17 protein-coding genes and 3 tRNA genes are annotated in these 18,860 nt (G+C 72.7%); 8 read left to right on the plus strand and 12 right to left on the minus strand.

The annotated features are described in order from the left end of the window. Positions 1-13 precede the first annotated feature (13 nt). The 11 genes from IEZ03_RS17170 to IEZ03_RS17220 form a co-directional block, all read right to left on the minus strand. Positions 14-880 (minus strand): ABC transporter permease, encoded by an 867-nt coding sequence (locus IEZ03_RS17170; RefSeq protein ID WP_184883327.1) that lies wholly within the window; start codon positions 878-880, stop codon positions 14-16. After that, entirely contained in the window at positions 877-1,806 is a 930-nt protein-coding gene (locus IEZ03_RS17175) for an ABC transporter permease (protein WP_184883325.1), read from the minus strand. The genes IEZ03_RS17170 and IEZ03_RS17175 overlap by 4 nt, the downstream gene beginning before the upstream one ends. Then, positions 1,796-2,992 (minus strand): ABC transporter ATP-binding protein, encoded by a 1,197-nt coding sequence (locus IEZ03_RS17180; protein WP_221480660.1) that lies wholly within the window; start codon positions 2,990-2,992, stop codon positions 1,796-1,798. The genes IEZ03_RS17175 and IEZ03_RS17180 overlap by 11 nt, the downstream gene beginning before the upstream one ends. Continuing rightward, positions 2,989-4,209: an ABC transporter substrate-binding protein gene (locus IEZ03_RS17185; protein WP_184883323.1), complete on the minus strand. Its 1,221-nt coding sequence runs from the start codon at positions 4,207-4,209 to the stop codon at positions 2,989-2,991. The genes IEZ03_RS17180 and IEZ03_RS17185 overlap by 4 nt, the downstream gene beginning before the upstream one ends. Positions 4,210-4,286: 77 nt before the next feature. Continuing rightward, positions 4,287-5,306, minus strand: a complete 1,020-nt coding sequence (locus IEZ03_RS17190; RefSeq protein WP_184883321.1) for a LacI family DNA-binding transcriptional regulator — start codon at positions 5,304-5,306, stop codon at positions 4,287-4,289. An 89-nt stretch (positions 5,307-5,395) separates the two neighbouring features. Next, the gene (gene hypF, locus IEZ03_RS17195) at positions 5,396-7,627 is read right to left on the minus strand and encodes a carbamoyltransferase HypF (RefSeq protein WP_229808345.1); all 2,232 of its coding nucleotides are present in this window, start codon (positions 7,625-7,627) and stop codon (positions 5,396-5,398) included. A 95-nt stretch (positions 7,628-7,722) separates the two neighbouring features. Next, positions 7,723-8,358, minus strand: coding sequence for an SRPBCC family protein (locus tag IEZ03_RS17200; RefSeq protein ID WP_184883319.1), 636 nt, complete (start codon positions 8,356-8,358; stop codon positions 7,723-7,725). Positions 8,359-8,375: 17 nt separating this feature from the next. Further along, complete coding sequence (locus tag IEZ03_RS17205) at positions 8,376-8,714, minus strand: ArsR/SmtB family transcription factor (protein WP_184883317.1); 339 nt, start codon at positions 8,712-8,714, stop codon at positions 8,376-8,378. Positions 8,715-8,759: 45 nt separating this feature from the next. Further along, positions 8,760-9,389 (minus strand): FMN reductase, encoded by a 630-nt coding sequence (locus tag IEZ03_RS17210; RefSeq protein ID WP_184883315.1) that lies wholly within the window; start codon positions 9,387-9,389, stop codon positions 8,760-8,762. Further along, complete coding sequence (locus IEZ03_RS17215; protein ID WP_184883313.1) at positions 9,386-10,480, minus strand: LLM class flavin-dependent oxidoreductase; 1,095 nt, start codon at positions 10,478-10,480, stop codon at positions 9,386-9,388. The genes IEZ03_RS17210 and IEZ03_RS17215 overlap by 4 nt, the downstream gene beginning before the upstream one ends. A 125-nt stretch (positions 10,481-10,605) precedes the next feature. Next, entirely contained in the window at positions 10,606-11,550 is a 945-nt protein-coding gene (locus tag IEZ03_RS17220; protein ID WP_221480658.1) for a helix-turn-helix domain-containing protein, read from the minus strand. A 77-nt stretch (positions 11,551-11,627) separates the two neighbouring features. Between IEZ03_RS17220 and IEZ03_RS17225 the strand changes: the two genes are divergently transcribed. From IEZ03_RS17225 to IEZ03_RS17255, 7 genes are all read left to right on the plus strand, one after another. Further along, a complete protein-coding gene (locus IEZ03_RS17225) occupies positions 11,628-12,404 on the plus strand; it encodes a maleylpyruvate isomerase family mycothiol-dependent enzyme (RefSeq protein ID WP_184883311.1) in 777 nt (258 codons plus the stop codon). A gap of 231 nt (positions 12,405-12,635) precedes the next feature. Continuing rightward, entirely contained in the window at positions 12,636-13,451 is an 816-nt protein-coding gene (locus IEZ03_RS17230) for a universal stress protein (protein WP_184883309.1), read from the plus strand. A 179-nt stretch (positions 13,452-13,630) separates the two neighbouring features. Beyond that, entirely contained in the window at positions 13,631-14,599 is a 969-nt protein-coding gene (locus IEZ03_RS17235) for a CHAP domain-containing protein (protein WP_184883307.1), read from the plus strand. Positions 14,600-14,639: 40 nt separating this feature from the next. Next, a tRNA-Gly gene (locus IEZ03_RS17240) sits at positions 14,640-14,712 on the plus strand. Positions 14,713-14,738: 26 nt separating this feature from the next. Then, a tRNA-Cys gene (locus tag IEZ03_RS17245) sits at positions 14,739-14,809 on the plus strand. Between the two features lie 12 nt (positions 14,810-14,821). Further along, positions 14,822-14,893, plus strand: a tRNA-Val gene (locus IEZ03_RS17250). 169 nt (positions 14,894-15,062) lie between these two features. Next, positions 15,063-15,353, plus strand: coding sequence for an acetoacetate decarboxylase family protein (locus IEZ03_RS17255; RefSeq protein WP_221480657.1), 291 nt, complete (start codon positions 15,063-15,065; stop codon positions 15,351-15,353). A gap of 121 nt (positions 15,354-15,474) precedes the next feature. Here IEZ03_RS17255 and IEZ03_RS17260 read toward each other — a convergent pair whose 3' ends face one another. Continuing rightward, on the minus strand, positions 15,475-18,210 hold the full coding sequence (locus tag IEZ03_RS17260) for a helix-turn-helix transcriptional regulator (RefSeq protein ID WP_221480656.1): 2,736 nt from the start codon (positions 18,208-18,210) through the stop codon (positions 15,475-15,477). A gap of 137 nt (positions 18,211-18,347) precedes the next feature. On the opposite strand from IEZ03_RS17260, the gene IEZ03_RS17265 reads away from it, so the two are divergent. Beyond that, entirely contained in the window at positions 18,348-18,860 is a 513-nt protein-coding gene (locus IEZ03_RS17265) for a (2Fe-2S)-binding protein (protein WP_184883305.1), read from the plus strand.

Below are 18,860 nucleotides of genomic sequence, written 5' to 3' on the forward strand. Positions count from 1 at the left end.
AGATGCGTGGAGTTCATTCGCTGGGAGCCTCCCTTACCTGGGCGACGATCTGGGTCGGGTTGACGAACATCAGGGCGACGAGGAGCAGCAGGGCCGAGAGCGCCATGTAGATCACGGCCATGGCGTCGATGGCCTGGGCGGCGCGGATGCCCGGGGTGAAGGCGGCGCTGTACAGCGCGACGATCAGGGTCTGGCTGTCGGCGTCGGCTACCAGGAAGGTCAGCTCGAACATCGCGACGGTCCGCACCAGCACCAGTATTCCGGCGGCGAGGATGCCGGGCAGCAGCAGCGGCACCAGCACCCGCGCGAACACCTGCCGGGTGCGGGCGCCGCACATCCGCGCCGCCGACTCCACGTTGGTGTCGATCTGCTCGACGAACGGGGTCATGACGAGGATGACGAACGGCAGCGCCGGCACGAGGTTCGCCGCGATGACGCCCGTCATCGTCCCGGCCAGGTGCACCTTGTACAGGACGGTGGCGAGCGGGATGCCGTAGGTGATCGGCGGCAGCAGCACCGGCAGCAGCAGGAGGAACATCACGACGCGCTTGCCGGGGAAGTCGCGCCGGGCCAGCGCGTATCCGGCGGGCACGCCGATCAGCAGCGACAGCGCCACCACGATGAGCGTGATCTGGAGCGTCACCGACAGCACCTCGCCGAGCGCGAACTCGTCCCAGGCGCCGGCGTACCAGGCGGTCGTGAAGCTCTCCGGCAGCCACCCGTCGAACCACCTGGTGCCGAACGAGTTGACCACCACGGAGAGGATCAGCGCGGCCAGGTTGAGCAGGAAGAACGCGACGGCCGCCCAGACGAACCAGGCTCCGGGGCGGCCCTTCCGCAGGAGCCTGCGGCCGGCCGGGGCCGCGATGGTCGCCGTCATGATCCCTTGCCTCCCGTCGCGGGCCCGGTGTACAGGCGGCCGCGCAGCAGCAGCGCGACCGAGATGACGAGCAGCTCGAACACCCCCATCAGCACGGCGATGGTCGAGGCCATCGAGTAGTCGTACTTCTCGAACGCCGCCTGGTAGGCCGCGATCGCCATCACCCGCGTCTCCCCCGCCGGCTCGCCGACGAGGGTCGCGGACGGGAACACCGAGAACGCCAGCACGAACGTGAGCACGAACGTGGTGGCCAGGCCCGGCGCCAGCAGCGGCAGGACGATCCGCCGCATCCGCTGCCAGGGCCCGGCGCCGAGCGTGGCCGCGGCCCGCTCCAGGGTCGGGTCGATCCCCGACATGTAGGCGAGCACCAGCAGGAACGCGAACGGGAACCCGGTGATGATCAGCGAGAACAGCACGCCCCAGTAGTTGTAGATCAGCCGGACGGGCTCGTCGGCGAGCCCGGTGTCGAGCAGCACCCGGTTGAACCAGCCCTTGGGGCCGAGGTAGCGCAGCAGCCCGTCCGCGACGAGGACGGTGCCGAGCGTCACCGGCAGGACCAGCGCCGCCGTCAGCAGCCGCCGCCCCCGGAACCGCCCGCGCAGCCGGTACGCGATCGGCACCGACGCGCCGACGTTGATCAGCGCGGCGGGGACGGCGAGCCGGAGCGTCTTCCAGACGGTGCTCCGCTCGTAGGAGTCCCTGAAGAATCCCGTGTAGTTGCCGAGGGGGCCGCCGCCGTCCTTCGGCTGCAGCGACAGGCCCACCCCGTACAGCATCGGGTAGACGAACAGCAGCCCGACGACCAGGACCGCGGGCACGAGCAGGAACAGCACCCGGTCGACGCCGCGTTCGGCGAGCCGGTGCCGCAGACCGCTGCGCCGCGGCACCGGCGCCTTCGGGGGGCGCGCGGGGGCCTCAACCGCCATCGCGCGCTCCGGTCCCGGCGGCGGGGTCCTCGAACGCCTCCCCGTTTCCGGACAGGGCGTCCTGCGCGCCGTCCCCGAACACGAGGACGCGTTCGGGCGCGACGGTCAGCGCGACCCTGTCCCCCGGCGCGATCCGCTCGGGTGAGCGGAAGTGGACGACGCGGCCGTCGTCCATCACGCCCTCGGCGGCGACCTCGCGCCCGTGGAACTCCGACACCTCGACCCTGACCGCCATGACGTTCTCCCCCGCGGTCGAGCCGGGCGGCCCGGCGACGCGGAGGTCCTCGGGACGGACGGCGGCGACCGCCCGCGGCCCCGGGACCGGCTGCCGGGCCACCCCGGTCAGCACGAGACCGCCCTCGTTCCCGACCGTCACCCGGCCGCCGGCCTCCGCCGGCCCGCCGCCCGCGAGGACGGGCAGCTCCAGCAGGTTCCGGTAGCCCATGAACCCGGCGATGTAGGCGCTGGCGGGGTGGGTGTAGACCTCCTCCGGCGTCCCGATCTGCTCGACCTCGCCGGACCGCAGCACCACGACCCGGTCGGCGAGCGCGAGCGCCTCCTCCTGGTCGTGCGTCACGTACACGGTCGTCAGGCCGAGGTCCTGGTGGATGCGGCGGATCTCGGTGCGCATCTGGACGCGCAGCTTGGCGTCCAGGTTGGACAGCGGCTCGTCCATCAGCACCAGCTTCGGCCGCAGCACGATCGCGCGGGCGATCGCCACCCGCTGCTGCTGCCCGCCCGACAACTGGCCGGGCAGCTTGTCCGCGTGCTCGGTCAGCTCCACCGTCCGCAGCGCCTCGTCCACCCGCCGGGCCGTCTCCGCCTTGCCGGTCCGCCGGACCGACAGGCCGAACGCGACGTTCTTGCGGACGGACAGGTGCGGGAACAGCGCGTAGTTCTGGAACACCATCCCGAACCCGCGCCGCTCCGGCGGCAGCGTGTCGACGCGCTGCCCGTCCAGCCAGATCTCGCCTTCGGAGAGGGGCAGCAGGCCGGCGAGGCAGTTCAGCGCCGTCGACTTGCCGCATCCGGACGGCCCGAGCAGGGCGATGAACTCACCGCCCTCGATCCGCAGGTCGAAGCCGCTCAGCGCGGTCGCCCTGCCGAACCGGCGGGTCACCCCGTCCAGGCGCAGGTGCCCGAACGCCGCGCGCGCGTCCTTCTCCAGCACGGTCTGCGCCGTCACTGCTTCTTGACCTTCTGGCCGCCGATCTCCCGGTCCCAGCGGTCGAACGCGGCGACGAGGGACTTGGCGTCGAGCGGCGGGGCCTTCGGGTGGTCGGCGATGAGCTTGTCGTACTCGGGCCGCCCGTACTCCTCGATGGCCTTCCGGCTGTCGGCCGGCGCCATGTCCAGCGTCACGCCCTTCACGGCCGGGCCCGGGTAGAAGTAGCCCTTGTCGAAGGTGATCGCCTGCTGCTGCGGCTGGAGCGAGAACTTCATCAGGTCGAGCAGGACGGCGAGCTTCTCACCGGACACGCCCTTGGGGACGACCATGTAGTGCGCATCGGTGACCCAGGTGAAGCCCTCCAGCGCCTGGATCTCGACGTCCTTCGGCACCTGGCCGAGCACGCGCGGGTTGATGTCCCAGCCGGTGGTGCTGAGGATGATGTCGCGGGAGCCCTCACCGAGCTCCTGCATCGTCTGCGTGGTGCCGCTCGGGTAGTACTCGATGTACCGGTCGAGGTCCTTGAGGTACTTCCAGGTCTTGTCCCACCCGTTCTCCGGGTCCATGGGGTCGGAGTCGCCGAGGATGTAGGGAAGGCCCATCAGCCACGTCCTGCCCGGCCCCGAGTTGGACGGACGGGCGTACATCAGCTTCTTGGGGTTGGCCTTGGCCCACTCCAGCAGTTCATCCGCCGTCGAGGGCGGGTCGGACACCGACTTGGGGTTGTACTCCAGCAGCGGCCCGGACGGGTAGTAGGTGACGACCACACCCTGGCCCTGCGCCAGGTCCTGCATCTTGGACGCGGGCTCCAGGTACTGCGACTTCAGGTCGGGCAGCTTGTCGGAGTACTTGCCGAGGAGATCGACCCACAGCCCCTGCTCCAGCCCGGCGGACAGGCCGTCGGTGCCGGTCAGCACGAGGTCGATGTCGAGCTGCCCGGCGTCCTGCTGCGCCTTGACCTTGCCGGCCAGCTCCGGCGACGTCGCCTTCGTGTAGGTGATCTTGCTGATGAGCTCCGGGTGCTCCCTGCGGTAGTTCTCGAAGATCTGCTCGGTGAGCTGCAGGTTCCCGGCGACGTCGATGACGTTCAGCGTGACGGCCTCGGACGGCAGCCGCACGTCCGCGGCGGACGGCTCGGACGCGCCGCCGCCGTCCGAACCGGGCGCGCCGCACCCGGCGAGCAGGAGGCCGGCGGCGGTCGCGAGGGTCAGCAGGGCGGATCGAGGAGTTCTCATGGGGTGGGTCCTCCTGGCAGGACGCTGTGGTCCCGTGTCGTGGTCCCGAGTTCGCGGTCCCGGTGGCCGGGCCGGGCTCACACCGGCCCGGTGGTGCCTCTGATGAGGAGTCGGGTCGCCAGCTCCGCGGCCGGCGGCAGGGGAGGCGCCTTCGGCGCCCCGGGGTCGAGCATCGAGTGCATGGTGGCGGCCGCCGCCCGCGACACCGCGTCCACGGGGATGGCCACCGTCGTGAGAGGGGGGTTGGTCATGGACGCCATCGGGATGTCGTCGAAGCCGACGATGCTGAGCCCCCGCCCGCCGGGCTCGTTCGGCACGGGGACGCCCCGCGCGGTGACCCGCGACAGGACCCCGAGCGCGACCAGGTCGTTGTAGGCGAAGACCGCGGACACGCCGGCGGCGAGCACCTCGTCCGCGGCCCGGTAGCCGTCGGTGAACCGCGGCTCGTACGGGCCGAGGTCGACCAGCTCGATGCCGCGCTCCGCGCACGCGACGCCGAGGAACCTGCGCCGCCGCCGGTTCGACCAGGAGTTCGCGGGACCGGACAGGTACGCGCACCGCCGGTGGCCGAGCGCGTGGACGTGCGCGACCGCCTGGTCCATGCCGGGCTGGAAGTCCTGCAGGATCGACGGCGCCGCGCGGCTCGTCCGGTTGGCGAGGACCACGGTCGTCTTGGCCGCGATGGCGCGCAGCCGCGTCCCGGACATGCGGGGGGCGCACAGGATCAGCCCGTCCACCCGCTCGACCATGGCCTCGGCCAGCCTGACCTCCGTCGCCGTGTCCTCGTCGGTGTCGGCCAGGAACACCGCGTACTCGGTGTCCCTGAAGTACGCCTCCACCCCCTTGATGAACGGCGCGAAGAACGGGTTGGCGATGTCGGGGACGATCAGCCCGACGTTGCGGGTCCGCCCGAGGACCAGCGACTGCGCCGCGCGGTTCGGCTGGTAGCCGAGCCGCTCGGCGCATTCGAGCACGCGGCGCCGGGTCTCGGCGTTCACGAGCTCCGGGGAGTTCAGCGCACGCGAGACCGTCGAGGGCGAGACCCCCGCGAGGCTCGCCACGGCCCGGATCGAGGCCCGGGTGCTGTCCGCGCTCATGGCGACGAGTATGAAAACGTTTGCGGAACAGTGTCAATGGCGGGCGCGAAGAATCCGCGCCCGTGACCGACCCGTGACCTTCGCCGTGCTCAGGACGAGCGGGCGGTGGCGACCGCGGCCTGGCCGAGGCTGATACCGCCGTCGTTGGGCGGCACGCGGTGGTGCGTCAGCACATCGAAACCCGCGCCGGCCAGGCCGGACACCGCGCGTTCCAGCAGGAGCATGTTCTGGAACACGCCACCGGAAAGCGCGACCGTGCCCAGCCCGGTCGTGTCCCGGAGGCGGATCGCGGCGTCCACGACCAGGGCCGCCACGCCGTTGTGGAACCGCGCGGCGATCAACGGGACCGGAACGCCCGCGCCGAGGTCGGCGACGACCGCGTCCACCAGGTCGGCCCCGGCCACCGTGAACTCCTCCGCGCCGCGGATCGCCGCCCGGTAGGCGGCGCGTTCGGCCGGGTCGGCGCGCTGCTCCAGCTCGATGGCGGCCTGGCCCTCGTAGCGGACGCGGTCGCGGACGCCGAGGACGGCCGCGACGGCGTCGAACAGGCGGCCCATGCTGGAGGTGAGCGGCGCGTTCACGCGGCGGCGGGCCATGGCGGCGACCGTGTCCCAGCCGGGCCGGCGGGCCACCGGCAGGTCGTCCGGGACGCCGTACGCGGCCGCCATCCGCCACGGTTCGCGGACCGCCGCCGCGCCGCCCGGCATCGGCACCGGCTCCAGGTGCCCGGTGCGCTCGAAGCCGTGCAGGTCGGCGACGAGGAACTCGCCGCCCCAGAGAGTGCCGTCCGTCCCGAAGCCCGTGCCGTCGAACGCGACGCCGATGACCGGGCCGGAGACGCCGTTGTCGGCTAGGCAGGACGCGATGTGCGCGTGGTGGTGCTGGACGGCGATCGCGGGAAGGTCCTGCTCCAGCGCGTACTTGGTCGACAGGTACTCGGGATGCGGATCGTAGGCGAGCAGTTCGGGCATGACGCCGAACAGCCGCCGGTAGTGGGCGATCCCCTCCTCGTAGGCGCGGAGGGTCTCGTAGTTCTCCAGGTCTCCGATGTGCTGGGAGACGAACGCCCGGCCGTCGCGGGTCAGGCAGAAGGTGTTCTTGAGCTCGGCTCCGCAGGCCAGGACGGGGGGTCCGTCCGGGATCGGCACGGGCTCGGGCGCGTACCCGCGGGACCGCCGCACCGGCAGCGGGCGGCCGCGGAAGACCCGGACCACCGAGTCGTCGGCCCGGGTGTGGATCGCGCGGTCGTGGACCAGGAACGCGTCGGCGATGCCGTCGAGCCGTTTCAGGGCGTCGTCGTCGCGGTGGACGATCGGCTCGTCGGACGCGTTCCCGCTGGTCATGACCAGCGGCTCGGTGACGAGGAGGTGGTGGAGCGGGGTGTAGGGCAGCATGAGGCCGAGCGCCGCGTTGCCCGGCGCGACGGCATGGGCGAGGGGTGCGGCGGGACGGCGGCGCGCCAGGACGATCGGCCGCCGGGGACCGGTGAGCAGCGCCTCCTCGGCGTCATCGAGGACGCAGAGCGCGCGGGCGGCCGCCATGTCCGGGACCATGACGGCGAACGGCTTCTCCTCGCGGTGCTTGCGGGCGCGCAGCGCGGCGACCGCGCCCTCGTCCGCCGCCCGCGCCGCCAGGTGGTAGCCGCCCAGCCCCTTGACGGCGAGGACGGCGCCGTCCGCGAGCAGCGCCCGCGCGGCGGCGACCGGGTCGTCCGGCGGGGAGGAGTGCGGCAGCAGGGTCAGCGACGGACCGCAGGCCGGGCAGCACACCGGCTGGGCGTGGAACCGCCGGTCGGCGGAATCCGCGTACTCGGCGGCGCACGGGCCGCACATCGCGAATTCCGCCATGGTCGTGCGGGGACGGTCGTAGGGGACGTCCGTCACGATCGTGAAGCGCGGCCCGCAGGCGGTGCAGTTGATGAACGGGTAGCGGTGGCGCCGGTCGGCCGGGTCGCGCAGTTCGCGGAGGCAGTCGTCGCAGGTCGCCGCGTCCCAGGACACCAGCGCGCGGCCCTCCCCCGCCTCGCCGCCCAAGCCGTCCGTCGCGGCGCTGCCCACGATGGTGAAGCCGCCGCCTCCCCGCGGGTCCAGGTCGCGGGTGGTGACGCGGTCCACGACGGCCAGCCGGGGCGGGTGCGCGCGCAGGCCGTCCAGGAACCGCCCGACCGCGCCGGGCGCCCCCTCGACCTCGATGAACACGCCGCCCGCGTCGTTTCCGACCAGTCCGGAGAGCCCGAGGCCGGTCGCGAGCCCGTGCACGAAAGGGCGGAACCCGACGCCCTGCACGATCCCCTCGACGCGGACGCCCACCCGGACGTCCACCTGGCCATTGTTGCCCAAGCCGCGGCCGCGGAACCGGAACCCCGGCGCGTGTCCCCGGGCGGGTGGTGACGCCGCGCGGCGTCACCACCCGGCGGTCATTCCGCGCTTCCGGTGTAGGCGGCGATGGTGCGGTCGGCGCACGCGCGGGCGACGGACTCGTCGGCGCCGGACTCGACGTGGGCCCGGTACCAGGCCTCGCCGCTCTGCCGCGTGAACTCCCTGCCCTCGTCCGACATCGCCCACTCCTGGCCGGCCTCCGGCCCGGGGGCGCCCCCGGCCGACAGGTGCAGGGCCAGGCCGAGCAGCCCCTGGTCCCAGCCGATGCCGACGGCGGCGGGCCCGAACTGCCCCCACATGTCGTCGTCGACGTGGGCGATGTGCTCCAGTTCGAGGCGTGCCCGGCCGTCCTCCTCGGGGGACAGCCGGACCTCGATCCAGCTGGTCATGCCGCCGTACTCCCAGGTGGCGGAGAACCCCTTGGGCGGGTCGCAGCGCTCGATCGTCCCGCTCGCGTTGCCCTCCAGCTCGAAGCGGCCGCCGAGCCGGAGGTCGCCGGAGACGGGCAGGAACCAGCGCCCGACGCGCTCGGCGGTGGTGACCGCGTCCCAGAGGTCCTCGACGTCGGTGTCGTAGACCTGGCTGACCGTGCTGGTCCGCGCCGTACCGGCCTCCAGGACCCGCTCCCCGACCCGGCGCCGGACCGCGTTGATCTGACCCGTCACTTCGACCATGGCTCGCTCGCTCCCTGTCACTCCTGGTTCCGGCGGCGTGCGCGCTTGCCCCGGGCGATCTCCGTCGCCAGGGCGTCGAGATGCGGCGTCCAGAACCGGCGGAAGCGGTCGAGCCACGCGTCGACCTCCCGCAGCGGCGCGGAGTCGACGGCGTACAGGCGCCGCGTTCCCTCCGCGCGCACGACCGCGAACCCGGTCTCCCGCAGCACCTTCAGATGCTGCGAGACGGCGGGCTGCGAGATCCCGAACTCCTCCCGGATGACGGCCGTCACCTCCCCGGAGGACCGCTCGCCGTCGGCGAGCAGCTCCAGGATCCGGCGGCGCACCGGGTCACCCAGCACATCGAATGCGTGCACGGCTCCAACCTACAGTCTTCACTTATATAAGCCAAGTCTTAATAACTATCGGCTGCTCGCGGACAGGAGCTCCTCGAAGGAGACGGGGTTGTCGTACGGGTCGGGCTTGCGCGGGGCGGGCCGGTCGCCGATGAGGGCGGCCAGCTCGCGGCCCGCGCGGGCGATGCGCTCGGCCAGCCCCTCGACGGCGCCGTCCGCGCCGCCCCAGTCCTCGGACGCCGCGTACACGGCGGTCGGGACGACGGCGGCGCGCAGGTAGGCGAACAGCGGGCGCATCGCGTAGTCGATGGCGAGCGAGTGGCGCTCGGTGCCGCCGGTCGCGCCCAGCAGCACCGGCTTGCCGTCCAGGGACTCGCGCTCCAGGACGTCGAAGAACGTCTTGAACAGGCCGCTGTAGGACGCGTTGAAGACGGGCGTCACGGCGATGAGGCCGTCGGCGCCCGTCACCGCCTCCACGGCGGCGCGGAACTCCCCGGCCGGGAAGTGGGTGAGCGTCGCGTCGACCATCGCGTGCGCGTGGTCGCGCAGCTCGACCGTCTCGATCGCGACGTCCGCGCCGGCGGCGCCCGCGTCCGGGCGGAGCGCCTCCGCGGTCGCGGCCGCGAGCCGGTCGGCGAGCAGGCGCGTCGACGACGGCTGCCCGAGACCGGCGGAGACCACGGCGAGCTTCGTCATCGGACCTCCTCCGCGCTCTCGCGCTCCGCGGCCCGGGAGGCGTGGGTGGGCGCGGTCGCGGGGACGTGCGCCGGGCGCAGCGACTCGAACTCCTTGCGCAGCACGGGAACGACCTCCTCGCCCAGCATGTCGATCTGCTCCAGGACGGTCTTGAGCGGCAGCCCCGCGTGGTCGATCAGGAAGAGCTGGCGCTGGTAGTCGCCGAAGTGGTCGCGGAACGTCAGGGTCTTCTCGATGACCTGCTGCGGGCTCCCGACCGTGAGCGGCGTCTCGGCGGTGAACTCCTCCAGCGACGGGCCGTGCCCGTAGACCGGCGCGTTGTCGAAGTAGGGGCGGAACTCGCGGACCGCGTCCTGGGAGTTCTTCCGCATGAAGACCTGCCCGCCGAGCCCGACGATGGCCTGGTCGGCGGACCCGTGGCCGTAGTGCTCGAAGCGCTGCCGGTACAGGCGGATCAGCCGCTGGAAGTGGTGCTTCGGCCAGAAGATGTGGTTGGCGAAGAAGCCGTCGCCGTAGTAGGCCGCCTGCTCGGCGATCTCCGGGCTGCGGATCGAGCCGTGCCACACGAACGGGGGGACGCCGTCCAGCGGGCGCGGGGTCGAGGTGAACGACTGCAGCGGCGTGCGGAACTTGCCCTCCCAGTCGACGACGTCCTCGCGCCAGAGCCGGTGCAGGAGGTGGTAGTTCTCGATCGCGAGCGGGATGCCGTCGCGGATGTCCTTGCCGAACCAGGGGTAGACGGGGGCGGTGTTGCCGCGCCCCATCATCAGGTCCACCCGGCCGCCGGCCAGGTGCTGGAGCATCGCGTAGTCCTCGGCGATCTTCACCGGGTCGTTCGTGGTGATCAGCGTCGTCGCGGTGGACAGGACGAGCCGCTCGGTGCGGGCCGCGATGTAGCCGAGCATCGTCGTCGGGGAGGACGGCACGAACGGCGGGTTGTGGTGCTCACCGGTCGCGAAGACGTCCAGGCCGGCCTCTTCGGCCTTCTCGGCGATGGCGACCATCGCCCGGATCCGCTCGGCCTCGGACGGCTCGCGTCCGGTCGTCGGGTCGGGCGTGACGTCGCCGACCGAGAAGATTCCGAACTGCATGCCGGCCTCCAAGGTAGTAGAACTTTCAATTATCGTGTGCAACGGCACGAGCGGAGATCATATTCCTGGGGCGTCCTCCGGCGAGGACGCGGCGTCCGCGATGCCCGTCCGTCCGGCGGGACCGCTCAGGCGACGTCGCGCTCGAGCGAGTCGATCAGCCAGGTGATGACCGTCCCCGATGCCGCCGGCTCTCCCGTGACCTCACCGAACAGGGACCAGTACCGGCGGAGCCGCGGGTCCTGCTCCATCGCGACGGCGGGCAGCAGCGTCCGCCGGAACCGCGGGGTGTCGCGCTCGGCCCGCCCCCGCGCGTGCGCCGCGACGAAATGGTCCAGGACCGGCCCGGGGCCCGGTTCCCGCCCCTCGATCACCAGCGGCGCGGCCATCTCGATCGCCTCGCCGAGACCCGTGATCAGCGTCGGCTCGTCCACCACCCACGCGGCGTTCACCCTCCCCCTTTCGCGCAGCTCCTCGACCAGGGACCGGTCGCCCGCCAGCGCGACCATCCCGGCATAGGCGACGACCTGCTCCGGCACCGGATCCGCGGGCGGCTCCGGGACGCTCGCCTGCAGAAACCCCGCGACCGCCTCCTTCGGCAGGGACACGAGGATGCGGCGCCGCCAGAACTCCATGAGCACATCGCGGGCGGCCGGGGCGCCGTCCAGCACCGCCGCGAGCAGATCGAGGCGCGCCGCCCGGTCCGCGGGGTCCGCGTCCTCGACGGCCCGGAGGCAGGCGCGGCGCCAGGCGAGCGCGGACAGTTCGGCGTCCACCGCCCGGCGTTCGGCGGCGACGGCCTCCTCGAGCGAGCGGTCCCCGCCGAGGACGGCCGTGATGGCGGCCAGGCCGAGTCCGAGGGCGCGCAGCCGCCGGACGAGGCGGAGCCGGTCGGCGGCCGCCGGATCGAACCGCCGGTGCCCACCCGCGCTGCGCCACGGTTCGAGAACGCCCTCGTCGCAGTAGAACCGGATCGTGCGCACGGGCACGCCCGTCAGCGCCGCCAGGTCACCGATGCCCATGGACGTGCCGCCTGCCGGGGGCGGGCCGTCCGTGACTGTGCGGTCCGTCACAACGACTTGAACCTCCACCGTGCTGGAGTTCCTACGTTAGGGGCCACGCTCAGGCACCGGCAGAAGGAGACGAGGACATGAAGGCGCTCGATGGCGCACGCATGGTGGAGGGGCTGCGCGAGCACGCCGCCGGACTGGCCGGCTCGGCCGCCCGGGAGGACCCTTCCACGCGCGTACCGACCTGTCCCGACTGGACCCTGCGGGACTTGGTCGAACATGTCGGCGGCGCGCATCGATGGACGACCCAGCTGATCCGGACGGGCGGTACCGAGGTCGTGAAGGCGCTGTCCCGCACGGCCCCGGACGATCCGGGGGGATGGGGCGGCTGGCTGCGCGACGGCGCGGAGCAGCTGATCGGCGCGTTCGAGGCGGCCCCGGACGGGACGGTCGAGCATCCCCTCCTCGGGACGTGGCCGACCGCCCGGTGGCTGCGGCGGATGACGCACGAGACGTCCGTCCACCACGCGGACGCGGCGTTCACCGCCGGAAGGCCGTTCGCGCTGGACGCCGACCTCGCCGCAGACGCGATCACCGAGTCCCTCGAGCTCCTGTCGAGCGCGTCCGCGGCGGACCACAAACCCGAGCTGGCCGAGCTGCGCGGGCGGGGAGAGACGCTGCGCCTGTGTCCGGTGGAGCACTCGCTGCACGACTGGCTGATCATCCGGGAGGGCCACGGCGCCGTCTTCGAGCACGGCGCCGCGGTCGCGGAGGTGGAAGCGGACGTGACCGTGCGCGGGTCCGTCCGCGACCTGCTGCTGCTCCTCGCACGCCGTCTCGACCCGGACGATGCCGAGGTGGCGGTGGCCGGCGACCGGTCCCTCCTGGACCACTGGCTCGCCCACACGGCGATCTGATCCCGCCCCGGCGAGGTCGGCCTCGGCGCAAGCGGGCGGCTCAGGCACGGGCGTCGGCGGGTTCGAGTTCCGCCCCTCGGACCCATGTATATCCCCCAAAGATCAATAACCAGGAAAACTACCTCAAATCACACCTGGTCTGATCCGCCGCTCGGGGGGAATGCTGGACCACATGATCGAAGACGGGCCGCGCGAGCAGAGCGCGGGGCGCCGCGGCGGAGCGCCGGGCGCATGATCGGCGAACACGTCCTCGCCGGATACGTCAACGACGCGGGCGGGAGGGAGGCGCTCGACCTCGCGTCCGCGATCGTCGCGCTCACCGGCGGCCGGCTGAGCGTCGCCACCGTGCACCCGCCGGGCCTCCCCGCCGCCGCGGGCGAGGCCCGCGCGTTACTCGACCAGGCGGCCGACCTCCTGGACGACCGGCCCGCCGACCTGCACGTCCAGGAGGGGCGCAGCGTCGCCCGCGGGCTCACCGCCCTCGCCAGCCGGATCGGCGCCGACCTCATCGTCGTCGGCTCCCCCGAGGGCGGCGCCCGCGGCCGCATCGGCGTCGGCGCCGCCGCGGACCACCTGCTCCACTCGGCCACCGAGGCCGTGATGCTCGCCCCGTCCGGCTACACCCCGCCCGACTACCTCGGCCGCATCACGGTCATGTACGTCCGGCGGCCCCAGTGCGACGAGGCGGTCATCCGCGCGGCCCAGGCCGCCGAGCGGCTGGAGGTCCCCCTCCGCCTGGTCACGCTGGCCGTCGGCGACGTCGGCGGGGACGACGGTGCCGAGCGGCTCCGCGACGACCTGGCCCTCGCCATCCGGCTGGCCCTGGACTCGTCCGAACTGCTCCCCGAGGAGGTCTCCGCCGACCTCGCCGAGGGCAACGACGTGGCCGACGCACTGGAGGACGTCGACTGGCCCGACGACGAGCTCCTCGTGTGCGCGTCCAGCGAGGACGCCGCCGCCCACCGGGTCTTCCTGGGCGAGGTCGCCCTCAAGGTTCTGCGGGCCGCGCCGTGCCCCGTGACCGTCCTACCCAGGGGCTACTTCTGAGTAGTCCGTTTTGACCGATTCACTGGAACGGGTTGCCGCGGACCTTTTACCTCGACTACATTCCGTCGAGATCAGAACGTGACCTTGATACGTGACGGAGGCCAGGACGTCACGGCGCACGTTCCGTCCCCCCGGTCGGGCACACCCCTGCCCGGACGAGCGCGACGGCAGGGAGCGAGATGGACCCGATCGGCAAGAAGCTGCTCGACATCGCCAAGAAGGAACTCGGCTACACCGAGAAGGGCGACGGCTACACCAAGTACGGCAACTGGTGGACCGAGAACGTCGACGGCGACCACGACGACTACTTCAAGACCGCCCCCTGGTGCGACATGTTCCTCGCCTGGGCCGCCGACAAGGCCGACGTCACCGAGCAGGCCGGGCAGTTCGCCGCCACCGTCGACCACGCCAAATGGTTCGACGAGCACGGCGCCTTCGGCCGCGAACCCGAACCCGGCGCCATCGTCTTCTACGACTGGAACGGCTCCAAGGACATCGGCCGCATCGACCACGTCGGCATCGTCGAGAAGGTCGAAGGCCGCACCCTCCACACCATCGAGGGCAACGCCGACGGCTACAAGCTCATGCGCAAGACCCGCGACATGGACACCGTCGTCGGCTTCGGCTACCCCTCCAAGGTCAAGGTCGAGGCCAAGTACACCCCCAAGCACGCCGCCCCCGCCCCCACCGTCGACAAGGTCGGCGACCGCGCCGCCTCGACCGCCACCCACGAGCAGGAGAACGCCGCCCCCCAGCAGCAGCTCCCCAGCCAGGAAGTCGTCCTCGGCGGCGTCCTCGCCCTCGTCCTCTGCGGCAGCCTCGCCCTCGCCGCCGGCCGCGCCGCCGCCGCGAAGGCCCCCACCACACCCCCCATCCGCGTCCGCAAGCGCGGCAAGCACCACCGCCCCTCCACCCCCGTCGCCCTCCCCGCCGACATCACGCCCGCCGACCTCGACTCCGCGGACGCCGGCACCACCCTCATGCCCGCCCTCTCCCTCGCCGCCGCCCACGAGGCCGAGGACCGCGAGTTCTGGGGCCGCATCGCCCACCTCGAAGAGGACACCGAACTCGCCTTCTGGAACTCCCTCCACGACGAAGTCAGCGAGACCACATCCGCCGAGTACGCAACCACGCCAGGATTCCGCTAGAGTTGTCCACGCACGCCGGGGGGCGACCTCCGGCCGACACGCGGACGTGGCTCAGTTGGTAGAGCATCACCTTGCCAAGGTGAGGGTCGCGGGTTCGAATCCCGTCGTCCGCTCTGGGAGGCCCAACCGGCCTCGCTCTGGTGGAGTGGCCGAGAGGCGAGGCAACGGCCTGCAAAGCCGTGTACACGGGTTCAAATCCCGTCTCCACCTCGTAGCACGCAAGGGCGATTAGCTCAGTGGGAGAGCGCTACCTTGACACGGTAGAGGCCACTGGTTCAATCCCAGTATCGCCCACGTCGGAGTGGGGGAGGTATGCCCGCGGAGAGCGCGGGCCATGCCTCCTCCTTTCTGCTTTCCCGGGGGGCGACCCCGGACCCCCGATGTGGGGGCTCCGCCCCCACGCCCCCTTCCGGTTTCGGTTTCTGTGGGCCTTAATGTCTGTGCGTGGTCTTGGTTGGGTGAAGTGCGCCCCTTCTGGGGGGGCTACGCCGTTCCTCTTTCGCCGAAAGGCGTCGCGAATATTGCTTCCACTCCGCCCTGGCACTACGCGGGCGATATCGTCGGGGTCGAATTCTGGGCCGAGCCGGCGGCCGCGGAGGCCACCCTTCCCGAGGGGCTGACGCCCGATCCGGACTCCTCCGGACGTGTCGTCGCGTTCTTCGTCGACTGGCAGTTCAACGGAGAGGACGACGAACTCCTCGAACCGGTGCGCAGCCGGTACCGCGAGTTCTTCGTCCTCGTGGACGCCCGCTGACAGGCGCCCGGCGAGGAACCGGCCGACCTGGCACCCGTCCGCCCCGGCATGGGATTCCGCGCCTCCATGTCCTACAGCGTCACCGAGGTTCGGCCCCTGACCTGACCGCGCGTGCCCGGCGCTACAGGACGCGGTCGAGCTGGGCGCGCGAGGTGATGCCGAGTTTGAGGAACACCTTGCGCAGGTGGTACTGGACCGTGCGCGCGCTGATGAACAGGCGGGTGCCGATCTCCGGGTTCGACAGCCCGTCGCGGGCCAGCCGGGCGATCTGGGCCTCCTGGGCCGTCAGCTCCCCGTCTCCGGTCGCGGTGGACTCGCCGGTGGCGCGCAGCTCGCGTCCGGCCCGCTCGGCGAACGCGTCCATGCCCATCGCCTCCAGCATCCGGTGGGCCGTATGCAGGTGGGTGCGCGCCTCCGCGCGGCGGCGTTCCCGGCGGAGCCACTCACCGAAGAGGAGGTGGGCGCGCGCGAGTTCCGGGCGGAGGCGGGTCCGGGCGAGACGGGCGATCGACTCGCGGTAGAGGCGTTCCGCGGTCCGGCCGCCGGCGCGGAGCGCGCGCGAACGCGCCTCGATCCCGAGCGCCCAGCCGGTACCGCAGGCTCCGGCCATCGCGGTGATCCAGCGGATCGCCTCGTCGGCCGTCGCGTCCATGCCGCCGCGCGCCGCCGCCTCGACCAGTTCGGGCGCGGCGCGGCTCGCCGGGCCCAGGTGCCCGGCATCGGGGTACCGCTGGTGGCCGAGGGAGCGCAAGGCGGCGGCCATCGCTCCCGGATAGTCGCCGAGACCGTTCAGCAGGACCGCGTTCGCCCAATCGGCGACGGTCACCGCGAGGCCCTCGCCCCGCCGGGCGGCAACCTCGATCAGGGCGGGCGCCTCTGCGCTGCGGCCGCGCAGCGCGGCTACGCACAGGGCGGCACAGGGTGCGGGACGGGTCCCCGTCGCCTCGGCCACCGCCCGCGCCTCCTCGGTCAGTGATGCGGCGGTGGTCAGGTCTCCGGCGAGCGCCAGTCCGCAGGCGCGGGCGTCGAGGGCGCGTGGAAGCTCGCCCAGTGCGCCGGATGCGCGTGCTAGTCGTACGTATCGGCTGGTCAGCACGTGGTAGCGCGTGTCGTCCCAGAGGTGCAGTGCCGCCAGGGCGGCCGCCCAGAGCGAGCGCAGATCGCCGTCCGGGGGCGTGTCGAAGGCGACCAGGGCCCGTCGCAGGACCGGCCCGCCCGTTGCGTGGTCGGCGGGGACGTTCGCGGCTAGGCCCGCGAGGAGCAGGTCGGGTGCTGCCTCGGGGCGGTGTGGCGGCTGTTGCCCTGCGGTGGCCCTCGCTACCTCTTGGACTTCGCCGCCGGGAGTGGCGAGGGGGCCGGTGGCCATCGCGGCGGACAGGGCGTCCAGGTAGGCGGCCCGTGCGGCCTTGGCGTCGATCGGTGCGAGTCGCTTGGCGGCCCGGATGAGACGGAGGGGAGCTTCGCCACCTCGGTCGGTTACGTGGGCTAGGCGGGCGCGCAGCAGGTCCGCTTGTGCCCGGCCGGCCTCGTTCAGCGGTCCGGCGGTGGCCACGCGGAGCAGGTCGCGGGCCGTCTCGAAGGCCCCGGCCTGGATTCCTGCGGCGGCAGCGGCGAGTGCTCGGCCGGACCGTCGGGCCGGATCGAGTGTCAGCGTCGCCGCACGTTCTAGGAAGGCCGTCTCGGCGGGGAATCCGGCGCGTGACCGGGCTCGGTTCGCGGAACGTTCCAAATCCTCGGCGACGGTCTCGTCCGGTCCCGGGGCGGCCTGGGACCGGTGCCAGGCGCGGCGGTCCGGATCGGTCTCGGGGTCGGTGGCCTCCGCCAGCGCGTGGTGGGCCTCCCGTCGCTGCGAGGGTGACGCCGCCTCGTAGACGGCCGCACGTATCTGGGGGTGGCGGAAGCGGACCCGGGCGCCGAAGCCGGCCAGGTCCGCCGCGGTCGCGGGGGCCGCCGCCTCGGTTTCGATGCCCAGGTGCCGGGCCGCACGCCACAGCAGCGCCGCGTCGCCGGTCGGGTCGGCCGCCGCGAGCAGGAGGAGGCGCTGGGTACCGGCCGGGAGTGCGGTGAGGCGGTACCGGAAGCCGTCCCCGGGATCCCTTCCGGACGGGTGGGTGCCGGGGAGCCCGAAGCCGCCCGCCAGCTCGGTGGGCGTCCGCCCCCGGGGCAGTTCCAGCAGCGCTCGCGGGTTGCCGCGTGTCTCGCTGACGATCCGGTCGAGGATCCGTGGATCCAGCGGAGCGGTCAGCGCCGTGCCCAGCAGCGTCCGCGCGTCGTCGTCCCCCAGTCCCTCGACGTGCAGTTCCGGCAGGCCGGCCAGGTCGTCGTCCGGGGCTCGGCTAGCGAAGACCACGCCGACCGGTTCTGCTTCGAGGTGGCGGGCGGCGAACGCGAGGGTCCGGGACGAGGCCCGGTCGAGCCACTGGTGGTCATCGATCAGGCACAGCAGCGGCCGCTCCCCGGCGGCGGCGGACAGCAGGCCGAGGACGGCCAGGCCGGTGAGGAACGGGTCCGGCGCCGTGCCGTCGCTCATGCCGAACGCGGTCCGCAGCGCGTGACGCTGGGGCGCCGGGAGGCGTCCGAGGTGATCGAGCATGGGCGCGCACAGCTGGTGCACCCCGGCGAAGGCGAGCCCCGCCTCCGGTTCGACGCCGGCGACCCGGGCGATCCGGCAGTCCGGCGCCCGGCCGGCCAGGTGGTCCAGCAGCGCCGTCTTGCCCACGCCCGGCTCCCCGTGCAGGACCAGCGCCCGGCTCTCCCCCGCGCGGACGTCCGTGAGCAGCCGGTCGAGCGCAGCCCGTTCGGCGCGGCGGCCCGTGAGCGTCGCCGCGTCTCCCCCGCCGATCGGCGATACCGGCACACTTCCACGCTATCCGCCCAGGCCGGCGACATGCGGGGGCCGGCCGGCCGGGCCGACTGGCCAGTGGCGGATGCGGCCGCAGGGCGTGCGGGACGAGCCTTGACGGAATCACATAATCGGCCGCGGAAGGGGTCGCCATGGCCATCCACGTTGGTTCGCCGCCGCTGGAAGGAACGTCCAAGGCGAGGACCGTCGCCCTCACCGTCAACGGCGAGGGGGTCGAGCTGCGGATCGAGCCCAGGGTGAGCCTGCTGGACGCGCTGCGCGAGCATCTCGGCCTGACCGGGACGAAGAAGGGCTGCGACCAGGGGACCTGCGGCGCCTGCACGGTGTGGTCGGACGGGCGCCGGGTGCTGTCCTGCCTGACGCTCGCGGTCGCGGGCGAAGGCCATGAGATCACCACGGTCGAAGGGCTTCAAGACGGCGGCGAGCTGCATCCGATGCAGGCTGCGTTCATCGCCCATGACGCGTTCCAGTGCGGCTACTGCACGCCTGGCCAGCTCATGTCCGCCGTGGCGCTGCTGGAGGAGGGCCGTGCCGCCGACGACGAGATCGCCGAGTGGATGAGCGGCAACATCTGCCGGTGCGCCGCCTACCCGAACATCCGGGACGCCATCCGCGAGGTGCGCGACGCGGCGGGAGGTGAGTGA

The sequence above is a fragment of the Actinomadura livida genome (genome assembly GCF_014648675.1).
GTDB classification, from domain to species: Bacteria; Actinomycetota; Actinomycetes; order Streptosporangiales; family Streptosporangiaceae; genus Spirillospora; species Spirillospora livida.